The 14182-nt window shown below is 60.4% G+C and carries 14 protein-coding genes; 11 read left to right on the top strand and 3 right to left on the bottom strand.

The annotated features are described in order from the left end of the window. Window positions 1-11: 11 nt before the first annotated feature. Complete coding sequence (locus ACZ9BE_RS23190) at window positions 12-350, bottom strand: hypothetical protein (protein ID WP_122748319.1); 339 nt, start codon at window positions 348-350, stop codon at window positions 12-14. A 125-nt stretch (window positions 351-475) separates the two neighbouring features. Between ACZ9BE_RS23190 and ACZ9BE_RS23185 the strand changes: the two genes are divergently transcribed. Then, window positions 476-940 carry an Lrp/AsnC family transcriptional regulator gene (locus ACZ9BE_RS23185; protein ID WP_024014730.1) on the top strand — a complete coding sequence of 155 codons (465 nt, stop codon included), beginning with the start codon at window positions 476-478 and terminating at the stop codon, window positions 938-940. Window positions 941-1046: 106 nt separating this feature from the next. On the opposite strand, the gene ACZ9BE_RS23180 is transcribed toward ACZ9BE_RS23185, so the two are convergent. After that, the gene (locus ACZ9BE_RS23180) at window positions 1047-2417 is read right to left on the bottom strand and encodes a CYTH domain-containing protein (protein WP_071172166.1); all 1371 of its coding nucleotides are present in this window, start codon (window positions 2415-2417) and stop codon (window positions 1047-1049) included. Between the two features lie 156 nt (window positions 2418-2573). Here ACZ9BE_RS23180 and argE point away from each other — a divergent pair, with 156 nt between their 5' ends. After that, window positions 2574-3728, top strand: a complete 1155-nt coding sequence (gene argE / locus ACZ9BE_RS23175; RefSeq protein WP_252877080.1) for an acetylornithine deacetylase — start codon at window positions 2574-2576, stop codon at window positions 3726-3728. 262 nt (window positions 3729-3990) lie between these two features. Continuing rightward, window positions 3991-5292, top strand: a complete 1302-nt coding sequence (gene argA / locus ACZ9BE_RS23170) for an amino-acid N-acetyltransferase (protein WP_016772647.1) — start codon at window positions 3991-3993, stop codon at window positions 5290-5292. A gap of 133 nt (window positions 5293-5425) precedes the next feature. Here the strand turns inward: argA and tauA are convergent, their stop codons facing one another. After that, complete coding sequence (gene tauA, locus ACZ9BE_RS23165; RefSeq protein ID WP_476250152.1) at window positions 5426-6415, bottom strand: taurine ABC transporter substrate-binding protein; 990 nt, start codon at window positions 6413-6415, stop codon at window positions 5426-5428. A gap of 364 nt (window positions 6416-6779) precedes the next feature. On the opposite strand from tauA, the gene ACZ9BE_RS23160 reads away from it, so the two are divergent. From ACZ9BE_RS23160 to ACZ9BE_RS23125, 8 genes are all read left to right on the top strand, one after another. Then, window positions 6780-8153, top strand: a complete 1374-nt coding sequence (locus ACZ9BE_RS23160) for an OprD family porin (protein ID WP_150637056.1) — start codon at window positions 6780-6782, stop codon at window positions 8151-8153. A gap of 293 nt (window positions 8154-8446) precedes the next feature. Beyond that, on the top strand, window positions 8447-9085 hold the full coding sequence (locus ACZ9BE_RS23155) for a peroxiredoxin (RefSeq protein ID WP_041476878.1): 639 nt from the start codon (window positions 8447-8449) through the stop codon (window positions 9083-9085). Window positions 9086-9400: 315 nt separating this feature from the next. After that, window positions 9401-9994, top strand: a complete 594-nt coding sequence (ssuE, locus tag ACZ9BE_RS23150) for an NADPH-dependent FMN reductase (RefSeq protein ID WP_016772651.1) — start codon at window positions 9401-9403, stop codon at window positions 9992-9994. 89 nt (window positions 9995-10083) lie between these two features. After that, window positions 10084-11058 (top strand): sulfonate ABC transporter substrate-binding protein, encoded by a 975-nt coding sequence (locus tag ACZ9BE_RS23145; protein WP_476249983.1) that lies wholly within the window; start codon window positions 10084-10086, stop codon window positions 11056-11058. 25 nt (window positions 11059-11083) lie between these two features. Further along, window positions 11084-12232 carry an FMNH2-dependent alkanesulfonate monooxygenase gene (gene ssuD, locus ACZ9BE_RS23140; RefSeq protein WP_016772653.1) on the top strand — a complete coding sequence of 383 codons (1149 nt, stop codon included), beginning with the start codon at window positions 11084-11086 and terminating at the stop codon, window positions 12230-12232. A gap of 9 nt (window positions 12233-12241) precedes the next feature. Beyond that, window positions 12242-13024 (top strand): aliphatic sulfonate ABC transporter permease SsuC, encoded by a 783-nt coding sequence (ssuC, locus tag ACZ9BE_RS23135; protein ID WP_011336451.1) that lies wholly within the window; start codon window positions 12242-12244, stop codon window positions 13022-13024. After that, the gene (gene ssuB, locus ACZ9BE_RS23130) at window positions 13021-13827 is read left to right on the top strand and encodes an aliphatic sulfonates ABC transporter ATP-binding protein (RefSeq protein ID WP_042607060.1); all 807 of its coding nucleotides are present in this window, start codon (window positions 13021-13023) and stop codon (window positions 13825-13827) included. Before ssuC ends, ssuB begins: the two co-directional genes overlap by 4 nt. A 29-nt stretch (window positions 13828-13856) precedes the next feature. Then, entirely contained in the window at window positions 13857-14072 is a 216-nt protein-coding gene (locus ACZ9BE_RS23125; RefSeq protein WP_003229256.1) for a TOBE domain-containing protein, read from the top strand. Window positions 14073-14182: the final 110 nt, after the last annotated feature.

The raw sequence follows: 14182 nt of genomic DNA, 5'->3' as shown, positions 1-14182 counted from the left end.
TGCCGGATTTGTCAGCCGGCAGCCTGGGCGGGCGCCTGCCACGCCGCGTCGGCGTTGTGCAGGTCCACTGTGCAGACGCTGATCAGGTTGCGCAGTTTCTCCGCGATCACTTGCGCGCGATGCCAGCTCAGGCCGCTCATGAGCAGATCGATCGACAGCAGATCGTCCTGGCGCTGGACGTTGACCTGCTCCGGGGTCAGAAACTGCAAGGCGAACAGATTCAGCACCCGCACCAGCAGATCCGGCTCGGCCTCGGCGAGGATCCGGTACTGCGCCAGGCAATGGGCGTTGTTGACGTTCCAGACATCGGCGCGGGTGGCGGGGCTGTTCACGGCTTCAAGGTGCGGCATGGTGAATCTCCAGATCAGTGGAGAAATTTTTACATTCGGTGCGGGGTATTTCTTGGCTATGATCGGCGCCTGAACGGATTTATCGAAAGAGTTTATTCGTGAAAGCTGATCTTTGAGGATTTTTTATGCACAGCGAGCTGGACGCCTACGACCGCAAGATCCTCGCCTTGCTCCAAGAAGACGCTTCGCTGTCGAGCGCGCAGATCGCCGAGCAGGTGGGCCTGTCGCAATCGCCGTGCTGGCGGCGGATTCAGCGGATGAAGGAGGAGGGCATCATTCGCGGCCAGGTGACCTTGCTGGATCGCAAGAAAATCGGCCTGAACACGCAGATTTTTGCCGAGATCAAACTCAACGCTCATGGGCGTTCGAACTTCACCGAATTCACCGAGGCGATTCGCGGCTTTCCGGAAGTGCTGGAGTGTTATGTGCTGATGGGGGCGGTGGATTTCATGCTGCGCATTGTCGCGGCGGATATCGAGGCGTACGAGCGGTTCTTTTTCGAAAAGCTGTCGCTGGTGCCGGGGATACAGGAAGTGAATTCGATCGTGGCGCTGTCGGAGATCAAGTCCACCACCAGCCTGCCGGTCTAGTGCGGATGGCCTTTGTGGCGAGGGGATTTATCCCCGCTGGGCTGCGCAACAGTCCCCGCTTGATCGTTCCCACGCAGAGCGTGGGAACGATCAGGTGGGAAGGTGTTTAGCTGCGCAGGAGGATTTTCCAGGCGCGGTTCTGGTACACCGCAATCGCCTGATGCTTGCGCGCATCGAGCAGTTCGTCGGTGATGGTCGGCTCGTTGGCCAGTTGCGCCAGTTTGTTCAGTTCACCGTACAGGCGATCCATTTCCGGGATGTCCAGCACGTTGCGCGCGTGGTGCAACCAGACCTGAATGCGTTCGATACGCGGCAGTTGTTCAGCGAGATCTTCCGGCTGCTGCTGATAGCGTTGCAGCTGCAGAGCGGTGGCTTCTTCGCCCAACAGACGCGGCAACCAGCTGTGCAGTTGCGCGTCACCCTGACGGTTGCCACGGGTGTTGCGGTCGGCGGTCCAGGTGCGGGCCAACAGCCAGCGTGAAGCGTTCAGCGAGAACTGGCCCCAGCGCGGATCTTCCAGCTCTTCGAGGAACTGCTCCGGCGCGGCCTTGCGCACGTCTTCGTCCTCGATGCCGACCTGCACCAACGGGCGCCAGTCTTCGAGCAAGGCATCGAGGGCCACACGCAAATCGTGGGTCGACTGACGCGGCGCCGCCTGGCCGAGGCTGCTGAGCAGGGCGCGCATTTCCGCGAGGTTCTCGACCCAGTCCTGCAACAGACGCCAGTGACCGTTGAAGCGATATTGTTCGGCCAGACGCTGGCTGCTGCCGAGCAGATGCCAGCTCAGCGCGGCGAAGGCGTCGTCGAGACGGGTTTCGGTGGTCAGCTGCGGCGCCGGCAGGCTCAGCGAGTAACTGTTGGCGTCGTGCAGACGATAACCGCGCTCAGCCTTGCTGATATCGCATGGCATCAGCGCCAGGGTTTCGGCCAATTCGGCAGCTAGTTCCAGCAACGCGGCAGGCTCGCCTTCGCGCAGTTCCAGTTCCAGCTCGCAGATTTCTTCCTTCTGCTTGCCGACCACCACATGACCGAGGTCCAGCGCGGCTTCGATGACCACTTTGGTCTTGCCACGGCCCCAGGCGATTTCGGCGCGCTCGCGGACGAAATCGGTGGTGAAGATCGGCTTGAGGGTTTTCTTGTCCAGCTCGGCCAGCGACTCGGGCCAGCATTCGCCGTCGAGTTTTTTCACGTCGAGCTTGGCTTTCGCCAGTTTCCAGTCGTACTCGTTACGCTCGGACAGACCGGCGACGCTCTGGCCACGGGTCTTGAGGGTCTGAATCACTTCGTCACCGTCCTTGCGCAGGCGCAGGGCGACTTTGGCTTGGGCGAGGTCGCGCTCGGGGGTGTCGAAGTACTGGTTCATCAACTCACGGCGTTCCCAGCCACTTTTGTTGCGTTTCTTCAGCAGCGGGTGCTCGCGCAGGGCAGCGAGGGTTTCGCGGCTGACGCGGAGTTTGATTTCAGTTTCTTTTTGCATGGCCGGAACATCCAGAATCGGGAGCGCAGCCGGGGGAATGTGTGGCTGCCAAGGCCGTGCAGTGTACAGGAGTCAAACTTCCTACGCCCTGCGGCGGTTTATTCCGCGCGCCGGATGGTTCTATAGTGGGCCTCAATCCGGGACCTGGAGTCAGTGATGCCATTGCCGTCCATGCAAGACCAGTTCGCCGCGCTGATTGCCGCGCCATCGGTCAGCTGTACTCAACCGAACCTGGACCAGTCCAACCGCGCCGTCATCGATCTGCTGGCGTGCTGGCTCGGTGACCTGGGTTTCAGCTGCGATATCCAGCAGGTCAGCCCCGGCAAATTCAATCTGCTTGCCAGTATCGGCAGCGGCCCCGGCGGCCTGGTGCTGGCCGGGCACAGCGACACCGTACCTTATGACGACGCGTTGTGGCAGACCGACCCGCTGAAGCTCACCGAAGTCGACGGTCGCTGGGTCGGGCTGGGCAGTTGTGACATGAAGGGCTTCTTCGCGCTGATCATCGAAGCCGTGCGGCCGCTGCTCGATCAGCCGTTCAAGCAACCGCTGCTGATCCTCGCCACCTGCGACGAAGAAAGCTCAATGTCCGGCGCCCGCGCGCTGGCCGAGGCCGGGCAGCCGCTGGGCCGCGCGGCGGTGATCGGCGAGCCGACCGGGCTCAAGCCGATTCGCATGCACAAAGGCATCATGATGGAGCGCATCGACATCCTCGGGCAGAGCGGCCACTCCTCGGATCCGCGCCTGGGCCACAGCGCCCTTGAAGCGATGCACGATGCCATCGGCGAACTGCGCGGTCTGCGTCTGTTGTGGCAGCGCGAATTCAGCAACCCACAGTTCAGCGTACCGCAACCGACGATGAACTTCGGCTGCATTCATGGCGGCGACAACCCCAATCGCATCTGCGGCCAGTGCTCGCTGGAATTCGACCTGCGGCCGCTGCCGGGCATGGACCCGAGCCTGCTGCGCGCGGAAATCCTGCGCAAGCTCAACCCGGTGGCCGAGCGGCATAAGGTGAAAATCGATTACAAACCGCTGTTCCCGGAAGTGCCGCCGTTCGAGCAGTCCGAAGATGCCGAACTGGTGCGCATCGCTGAAAAGCTCACCGGCCATCGCGCCGAAGCAGTAGCGTTCGGCACCGAAGCGCCTTATCTTCAGCGCCTCGGCTGCGAAACCATCGTCCTCGGCCCCGGCGACATTGCCTGCGCGCATCAACCCGGCGAGTACCTTGAAATGTCACGTTTGCAGCCTACCGTGCATCTGATTCGGCAGTTGATTGAACATTATTGCCTGACGACAGACGAACGATGACGGCCCTGTGTGGGAGCGAGCCTGCTCGCGAAAGCGTTCCGTCAGTCGCCATTGATGAACCTGATCCACCGTTTTCGCGAGCAGGCTCGCTCCCACAGGGTTAAATGTCTTGCATCAACCCGGTAAATTGCCTGCACCACAACCCGTATTCATGAGGAGAGCGCGCGTGTCGCCAAGCCTGTTCCGACGATAACCATCAGCCCGCTGTGCGTTTTTCGTTTCGCCCCTTTTTTCGGCTGCTCTTTATTACAGGCCCAGGTTCATGCCCGAATACGTCAATTGGCTTCGCCACGCGTCTCCTTACATCAATGCCCACCGCGATTGCACCTTCGTCGTCATGCTTCCCGGCGACGGCGTCGAGCATCCGAATTTCGGCAATATCGTCCACGACCTGGTCTTGCTGCACAGTCTGGGCGTGCGTCTGGTGCTGGTGCACGGCTCGCGCCCGCAGATCGAAACCCGCCTCGCCGCCCGTGGCCTGACCCCGCATTACCATCACGGCATGCGCATTACCGATGCCGCGACGCTTGAGTGTGTGATCGATGCGGTCGGCCAGTTGCGCATCGCCATCGAAGCGCGGCTGTCGATGGACATGGCCTCGTCGCCGATGCAGGGCTCGCGTCTGCGCGTGGCCAGCGGCAACCTCGTCACCGCGCGGCCGATCGGTGTGCTGGAAGGTGTCGACTATCACCACACCGGTGAAGTGCGTCGGGTTGACCGCAAAGGCATCAATCGCCTGCTCGATGAGCGCTCGATCGTGCTGTTGTCGCCGCTGGGCTATTCGCCGACCGGCGAGATCTTCAACCTTGCCTGCGAAGACGTCGCCACCCGCGCCGCGATTGATCTGGGCGCGGACAAGCTGCTGTTGTTTGGCGCCGAGCTCGGCCTGATCGACGAAAACGGCAAACTGGTGCGCGAACTGCGCCCGCAACAAGTGCCGGCACATTTGCAGCGTCTGGGCATGAGCAATTATCAAGCGGAATTGCTCGATGCCGCCGCCGAAGCCTGTCGAGGCGGCGTTGCGCGCAGCCATATCGTCAGTTACGCCGAAGACGGCGCATTGCTAACCGAACTGTTCACCCGCGACGGTGGCGGTACGCTGGTGGCGCAGGAGCAATTCGAACTAGTGCGCGAAGCGGCGATTGAAGACGTCGGCGGTTTGCTCGACCTGATCAGTCCGCTGGAAGAGCAAGGCATTCTGGTGCGCCGCTCGCGGGAAGTGCTGGAGCGCGAGATCGAGCAGTTCAGCGTGGTCGAGCGCGAAGGCATGATCATCGCCTGTGCGGCGCTGTATCAGATTGCCGATTCCGATGCTGGTGAACTGGCGTGTCTGGCGGTGAATCCGGAATACCGCCACGGCGGACGCGGCGACGAATTGCTGGAACGCATTGAAACCCGCGCGCGGGCGCAGGGTTTGAAAACCCTGTTCGTACTCACCACGCGCACCGCGCACTGGTTCCGCGAGCGCGGTTTCGAGCCAAGCAGCGTGGAACGCCTGCCAGCGGCGCGGGCGTCGCTGTACAACTACCAGCGTAATTCGAAGATCTTCGAAAAGACCCTCTGAACAACAGCGAGGTCTGTGGCGAGGGGATTTATCCCCGCTGGGTCGCGTAGCGGCCCCCTGTGTTTTCACTTGGAATCGCTGGGGGACTGCTGTGCAGCCCAACGGGGATAAATCCCCTCGCCACTTTCTGCATTCAGTCAGTGATGAATTTGGCGCTGACGTACGGCGAATAATCCGGTAGCACTGTTTCGACCTTGCCCTGTTCCTTCAAGAATTTCGCCGTTTGCGCAATTGCCTTCGCGGTGCCGCCGTCCAGCAGCGCCGTGCTTTGCTGCGCCTTGGCATCCGGGAACGCCGAACCGGCCAGCAGTTCCGGTACATCCGCCGCATTGGCGCCGGTCAATTTGGCGATTTTCTGCACAGGCACCGAGTCGGCCGTCCAGCTGTCTTTGTGCACGGCGTAATCAGCGAACGAATCCAGGGTGACCTTGGCGAATTTCGCCACGACCTCGGGATGCTTCTCGGCAAAGTCCTTGCGCGCCACCCACACCTCGAAGGTCGGCGCACCCCACTGGCCGACCTGGGCGGCGTCGGCCAGGGTCTTGCCGGTCTTGCGGATCTCGCCCAGCGCCGGCGACCAGACAAACGCCCCATCAATGTCGCCACGCTTCCACGCGGCGGCGATTTCCGCCGGTTGCAGGTTGACCACTTTGACTTGCGAAGTATTCAGGCCCCAGTGCTTCAGCGCCCCAAGCAGACTGTAGTGCGAGGTGGACACGAACGGTGTGGCGATGGTTTTACCGATCAGGTCCTGCGGTTTGTCGATGCCGCTGCCGTTGCGCACCACCAATGCTTCGGCGGCATTGATCTGTGCCGAAACGATGAACGCCACGATCGGCAGATTGCGTGAAGCAGCTGCTGCCAGGGGACTTGAGCCAAGGTTGCCTATCTGTACGTCGCCAGAAGCAATGGCAGTGACGACTTCCGGGCCGCTGTTGAAACGACGCCAGTCGATCTTCTCGCCGATGGTTTTTTCATAGACACCATCGGCCTGCGGCACTTTGCTCGGATCGATCCCGGTCTGGTAGCCGACCGTCAGACCGGCGGCATGTGCGGAAAAAGAAAACAGTGCCGACACACAAACTGTAACAAATTGACTTGATAGTGCGCGTTTCGCCATGATGCGTCGCCTTTTCGATGGGATTTGCCGTGTTGGGAGTACGGCAAAGCTAATCGATCTAAAAAAAGGTCAGCAAATACCATTTAGGAATGAGCTTAGGCGCCGATACGCTGTTTCCCGGCGCGGATGGCCATTAATGGGCCATATGCCTGAATGGCATGAAAAAGGACGAATAAATTCTTTTTGGGATTATCAGGAAGTCTTTACGCTGCAGGGACCCAATCACTCGCGATTAGACGATGGTCGTAGACATACAAGGTTACGATTGACTTGGCAGTCACGGTCTGGCGCTAATCGCGAATCTTAGGATTCAGGGCAAATCGACCCCGAACCAGGAACACAAGAATTAGAACGAGAGGAGCGATACATGAACAAGTCCACCTTGGCCCTGGCTGTGGCCGTTGGGGTTATGGCGCAGCAGGCAGGCGCCGCCGGTTTCATCGAAGACAGCAAGGCTACTCTGGGGCTGCGTAACTTCTATATCAACACTGATAACCGTGACGGCGATACCAAAGCTGCCGGCGCTCAGAACAAGCAAGAAGAATGGGGCCAAGGCTTCGATCTGCGGTTTATCTCCGGTTATACCCAAGGCACCGTAGGCTTCGGTATCGATGCCATCGGCCTGTTGGGTGTGCGTCTGGATTCGGGTGGCGGCACCAACGGTGCTACCTCGACTTCCTACGGCGGTACTGTATTCCCGAGCAAATCCAACGGCGAAGCGGTCGACAACTTCTCCAGCCTGGGTTTGACTGCCAAAGCCAAGATCTCTCAGACCGAACTGAAATTGGGCACCCTGCAGCCAAAACTGCCGGTCATCGTGACCAACGACGGTCGTCTGCTGCCGCAAACCTTCCAGGGTGGCCAGATCACTTCGAGCGAGATCAAGGATCTGACGCTGGTTGCTGGTCAAATCGAGCACGCCAAGGGCCGTAACTCCAGCAACAACGAAGAGTTGTCGATTGCGGGCTCCAACGCTCACACCGCTGCCGGTCGTGACAGTAACAAGTTCATCTACGGTGGCGGTGACTACAAAATCACCAAAGACCTGACTGCTCAGTACTACTACGGCAACCTGCAGGATTACTACAAGCAGCACTTCCTGGGTCTGGTGCACAACTGGGCAATCGGCCCGGGTGTATTGAAGTCGGATTTGCGTTACTTCAATAGCCGTGACGATGGCGCCAACGGTAATGATCCGGCGTACTACACCACTGGTGACTACGGTACCGGCATCACCAAAGGGAAAGTCGACAACAACCTGTACAGTGGTTTGTTCCTGTACACCGTTGAAGGTCACACCTTCGGTGGCGGTTATCAGGTCAGTAACGGCAACAGCGACTTCCCTTGGCTGAACCAGGGTGACGGCTCGTCGGCTTACATCACTACCGACATGCAAATTGCCAAATTCGCTCGCGCTGGCGAACGTACTTGGCAAGCTCGCTACTCGTACGACTTCGCGAAGGTAGGCGTACCTGGCCTTACCGCCGGTGTGGTTTACCTGCGTGGCGATAACATCGACACTACTGGTCGTGTTGGCAGTAGCGTGCCACAAGTCAGCACCAATGCCACTGGCCGTTCCGAGTGGGAGCGTGACCTCACTGTTGCTTACGTCGTACCGGAAGGCCCGCTGAAAAACGTTGGCGTAATGTGGAAAAACGCAACCTGGCGCAACGACATCCCGGGTCAACGCGACCAGGACGAAAACCGCCTGATCCTCAGCTACTCGATCCCGCTGCTGTAACAGCTCGACCAAGTAACTGAAGCAAAAAAAAGCCCCGTCCGGCATCGCGCCGGACGGGGCTTTTGCGTTTCGAGTCAGGCTCACCCCCGTAAGCCTTTCTCGATTTCCCTCTTTGCTGCAACTCAAGGCCTTCTCGAACCTTGGTTGGATGTTCGTCGCGATGCCGTCTGGTGTCCAATGAACAGATGTTTAATATTCACTAATGATCTAGATATCTAGTTATTTATTCTTTTTCACACTGATTGATCCCGAGCTACAGTTGTTGTCTCCCATCCCTCATCAGGAGCAGCACCATGAGCCTCAGACTCGGCGACATCGCCCCCGATTTCGAACAGGATTCCAGCGCCGGCAAGATTCGTTTCCACGAATGGCTGGGCGATAGCTGGGGTGTGCTGTTTTCCCATCCGGCGGACTTCACTCCTGTGTGCACCACCGAGCTGGGTTTCACCGCCAAGCTCAAGGATGAATTCAGCCGACGCGGCGTCAAGGCCATCGCGCTGTCGGTTGACCCGGTGGACTCGCACCACAAGTGGATCGAGGACATCAACGAAACCCAGAACACTATCGTCAATTTCCCGATCCTGGCCGATGCCGATCGCAAGGTCTCCGATCTCTACGACCTGATCCACCCGAACGCCAATGACACGCTGACTGTGCGTTCACTGTTCGTCATCGATCCGAACAAGAAGATTCGCCTGACCATCACCTACCCGGCGAGTACCGGGCGCAACTTCCACGAGATCCTGCGGGTGATCGACTCGCTGCAGCTCACCGACAATTACAAAGTCGCCACCCCGGCCAACTGGCAGGACGGTGAAGAAGTGGTGATCGTGCCGTCGCTCAAGGACGAAGACGAGATCAAGCAGCGCTTCCCAAAAGGCTATCGCGCGGTGAAGCCCTACCTGCGCCTGACGCCGCAGCCGAACAAATAAGATTTGTGGTGCAGTCACCGCCGCTTTCGCGAGCAGGCTCGCTCCCACATTTGCAATGCATTCCCCTGTGGGAGCGAGCCTGCTCGCGAAGGCGTCAGTCCAGGCACTTGAGAATCCAGAATCACAACGCAGGGGAATTTCGGCCGTTTCGACGGCCTTTTTTTTCGCCTGGATTCTGCTTATCTTCATATTTCTTAAACGCATAACCAAATGAATAAATATGATTTATGGATATATAAATCAGCTGGTAAGGTCACTGCCATTGAAGCGAGATCGCAGCCTGCGAATCGCCTGTAACGCTTAAAGGAATCTGCAATGCTGGTCGTCTCACTCGGTGGCAGCCCCAGCCTGCGCTCCCGTTCCGGGGTGCTGCTGGAGCGTTCGCAACGCTGGTTGCAACAGCAAGGGGTGGAAGTGGTGAGTTATCAGGTGCGGGACTTCCCGGCCGAGGATCTGCTCCACGCGCGCTTCGACAGTCCGAAGGTCCTCGACCTGCTGCAACAGATCGCAAACGCCGATGGCCTGCTGATCGCCACGCCGGTTTACAAGGCCTCGTTTTCCGGAGCGCTGAAGACCCTGCTGGATCTGCTCCCCGAGCGTGCTTTGAACCACAAGGTTGTCTTGCCGATGGCCACGGGCGGCAGCATCGCCCACATGCTGGTGGTCGATTACGCCCTCAAGCCTGTGCTGTCGGCACTCAAGGCCCAAGAGATGCTTCAGGGCATTTTCGCCGAGGACAGCCAGATCGCTTACGGCGAAGGCAGTGCCGCCGCGCAACTGGCGCCGGCCCTGGAGCAACGGTTACACGAGGCCCTGGACCAGTTCATCGGCGCCATGGCGCGCCGGCCGAAACCGCTGGAGCCAGGCCTGCTGAACGAACGTTTGTTGAGTGCTCGCTGGAGCATTTAAGCCTTATCGAAATTTGAAGTACTGGCCTTACTCGCCCGCCAACGGGCAAGCAGGTGCAGCCACAACCCAACAGCAAAAAGGAGAGCGCTATGCGCACTGTATTTTTGCGTCGTGGTCTGGTCGCTCTGTTTGCTGCGGCTGTCACCTTCGGCGCCATCACCCAAGCTCAAGCCGAGACATTGCGGATCGGTTATCAGAAGTACGGCACGCTGGTGCTGCTGAAAGCCAAAGGCACGCTCGAAAAACGTCTGGCGGCGCAAGGCGTCGACGTGCAATGGACGGAATTCCCCGGCGGCCCGCAGCTGCTCGAAGGCCTCAACGTCGGCTCGATCGATTTCGGCGTGACCGGCGAAACTCCACCGGTTTTCGCCCAGGCCGCTGGCGCGGATCTGCTCTACGTCGCCTATGAACCGCCAGCGCCGAACAGCGAAGCGATCCTCGTGCCGAAAGACTCGCCGATCAAATCGGTGGCCGACCTCAAAGGCAAGAAAGTCGCCCTGAACAAAGGCTCCAACGTGCACTACCTGCTGGTGCGTGCACTGGAAGACGCCGGCCTCAAGTACAGCGATATTCAGACCGTGTTCCTGCCGCCGGCCGATGCCCGCGCTGCGTTCGAGCGTGGCAGTGTCGACGCCTGGGTCATCTGGGATCCGTATCAGGCCGCTGCCGAAAAGCAACTGCAAGCGCACACCCTGCGCGACGGCAAAGGCATCGTCGACAACCATCAGTTCTATCTGGCCACCAAACCTTACGCGCAGAAAAATCCCGAGGTGATCAAGACCCTCGTCGAAGAAGTGCGCGCGGTGGGTGAATGGTCGAAATCCAATCCCGAAGACGTGACGCAACAGGTCGCGCCACTGCTTGGCCTGCCGGCGGACATCACCCTGACCTCGGTGAAACGCCAGGGCTACGGCGCGCTGTTCCTGACCCCGGAAGTGGTCGCTGCGCAACAGAAAATCGCCGACACGTTCTTCCAGCTCAAGCTGATTCCCAAGCCGTTGAGCATCAAGGATGTGATCTGGACCCCGCCGGCCGCTGTGGCCCAAAGCTCCCAAGCCCAGTAATTCGAATCCACAAGGAGACCACTCCATGAGCCTCAACATCTTCTGGTTCCTGCCGACCCACGGCGACGGCCATTACCTTGGCACCGCCGAAGGCGCCCGCGCGGTTGATCACGGTTATCTGCAACAGGTCGCGCAAGCGGCGGATCGTCTGGGCTTTGGCGGGGTGCTGATTCCCACCGGGCGTTCCTGCGAAGACTCATGGCTGGTCGCGGCCTCACTGATTCCGGTGACTCAGCGTCTGAAATTCCTCGTCGCCCTGCGCCCCGGGATCATTTCCCCGACGGTCGCGGCGCGCCAGGCCGCCACGCTTGATCGTCTGTCCGGCGGGCGTGCGCTGTTCAATCTGGTCACCGGTGGTGATCCGGAAGAACTGGCCGGTGACGGGCTGTTCCTCAACCATGAAGAACGCTATCAGGCCTCGGTGGAATTCACCCGCATCTGGCGCCGCGTGCTGGAAGGCGAAACCGTCGATTATGACGGCGAGCACATCAGCGTGAAGGGCGCCAAGCTGCTCTATCCGCCGATCCAGCAACCGCGTCCGCCGCTGTATTTCGGCGGTTCCTCGGAAGCGGCGCAGGATCTGGCCGCCGAGCAAGTGGAGATGGTTCTGACCTGGGGCGAGCCGCCAGCAGCGGTGGCCGAGAAGATTGCCCAGGTTCGCGCCAAGGCCGCCAAGCTCGGGCGCACCGTGCGCTTCGGCATTCGTCTGCATGTGATCGTGCGTGAAACCAACGCCGAAGCCTGGCAAGCGGCGGATCGCCTGATCTCGCATCTGGACGACGACACCATCCAGCGTGCTCAGGCCTCGCTGGCGCGCTTCGATTCGGTCGGCCAGCAACGCATGGCCGCGCTGCACGGTGGCAGCCGCGACAACCTCGAAGTCAGCCCGAACCTCTGGGCCGGCGTCGGTCTGGTGCGCGGCGGTGCCGGAACCGCGCTGGTCGGTGACGGCCCGACCGTGGCGGCGCGGGTCAAGGAATACGCGGATCTGGGCATCGACACCTTCATCTTCTCCGGTTATCCACACCTCGAAGAATCGTATCGGGTGGCCGAGCTGCTGTTCCCACACCTCGACGTCGAGCGCCCGGAACTGCCGAAAAGCGCCGGTTATGTCAGCCCGTTCGGTGAGATGGTCGCCAACGACATCCTGCCCAAAGCCGCGTCGCAGAGCTGAGGCGCGGCCATGAAGAAATTTATCCACAGCCTCGCGCCTTGGGCGTTGCCGGTGTTGCTGCTGGCGGTGTGGCAGTTGTCGGTGTCGGCGGGCTGGTTGTCCACGCGGATTCTGCCGGCACCGGTGGCGGTGATCGAGGCCGGCGTCAGTCTGGTACGCAGCGGCGAGATCTGGACGCACCTGGCGATCAGCGGCTGGCGCGCGGCACTCGGTTTCACCATTGGCGGCAGCATCGGCCTGGTGCTGGGTTTCATCACCGGTCTGTCGAAGTGGGGCGAACGCCTGCTCGACTCCTCGGTGCAGATGATCCGAAACGTGCCGCATCTGGCGCTGATTCCGCTGGTGATCCTGTGGTTCGGCATCGATGAGTCGGCGAAGATTTTTCTGGTGGCGCTGGGCACGTTGTTCCCGATCTACCTCAACACGTATCACGGCATCCGTAACGTCGACCCGGCGCTGGTGGAGATGGCGCGCAGTTATGGTCTGAGCGGTTTCAGTCTGTTCTGGCAGGTGATTCTGCCGGGCGCGTTGCCGTCGATTCTGGTTGGCGTGCGCTTCGCTTTGGGCTTTATGTGGCTGACGCTGATCGTCGCCGAAACCATCTCGGCCAGCTCCGGCATTGGTTACCTGGCGATGAATGCCCGTGAGTTTTTGCAGACCGACGTGGTGGTGCTGGCGATCCTGCTTTACGCGGTACTCGGCAAACTTGCCGACCTCGCCGCCCGTGGACTTGAGCGTGTGTGGCTGCGCTGGCACCCGGCCTATCAGGTTGCCAAGGGAGGTGCGGCATGACCGCTCAACAACCTCCACGCCTGCTGCGCGGGATTCCACTGGCGGTGCGCAACCTGCAAAAAACCTTCGGCGCGCGCCAGGTGCTGCGCGACATCGATCTGCACATTCCGGCGGGGCAATTCGTCGCCGTGGTCGGGCGTAGCGGTTGTGGCAAGAGCACGTTTTTGCGCTTGCTCGCCGGCCTCGACCAGCCGACTGGCGGCGAGCTGCTCGCCGGCTCCGCGCCGCTCAGCCAGGCGCGCGACGACACGCGATTGATGTTCCAGGAAGCGCGACTGCTGCCGTGGAAAAGGATCATCGACAACGTCGGACTCGGGCTTAAAGGCAACTGGCGTCCGAAGGCTCTTGAAGCATTGGACGCGGTTGGCCTGGCAGATCGCGCCAATGAATGGCCGGCGGCGTTGTCGGGTGGGCAGAAGCAGCGGGTTGCACTGGCCCGCGCACTGATCCATCAGCCGCGTCTGCTGCTGCTCGACGAACCGCTCGGTGCACTGGATGCGCTGACCCGTATCGAGATGCAGCAACTGATCGAACGGCTCTGGCAGCAACACGGTTTCACCGTGCTGCTGGTGACCCACGACGTCAGTGAAGCGGTGGCGATTGCCGATCGGGTGATCCTGATCGAGGACGGCGAAGTCGGCCTCGACCTGCACGTCGAGCTGCCGCGCCCTCGGGTCCGTGGCTCGCATCGCCTCGCCGCGCTGGAAACCGAAGTGCTCAACCGTGTTCTGTCCCTGCCCGGCGAACCGCCGGCGCCGGAACCCGTTTCACCCCTGCCTACGCAACTGCGCTGGGCGCAATAACACCTTTATCAACGACAGGAATCAATGCCATGACTATCAAAGCCATCAACGTGCGCAACCAGTTCAAAGGCTCGATCAAGGAAATCGTCCTCGGCGACGTGCTGTCGGAAATCGACGTGCAGACCGCTTCGGGCATCGTCACTTCGGTGATCACCACCCGTTCTGTGAAAGAGTTGGAGCTGGTGGTCGGCAGTGAGGTGATCGCCTTTGTGAAATCCACCGAGGTGTCCATCGCCAAGTTGTGAGCCGGTGAGCAAAAAACAACCCCGGAGGGTGTGAGCCCTGCGGGGTTTTTTGTGCCTGTCGCGGATTCGGCGGCGCGGCTTTCGCGAGCAGGCTCGCTCCCACAGGGGAA

The sequence above is a fragment of the Pseudomonas sp. TE9122 genome, from assembly GCF_056278925.1.
The sequence above is the reverse complement of the archived record's forward strand: the minus strand, read 5'-3'. Positions and strand labels throughout refer to the sequence as shown.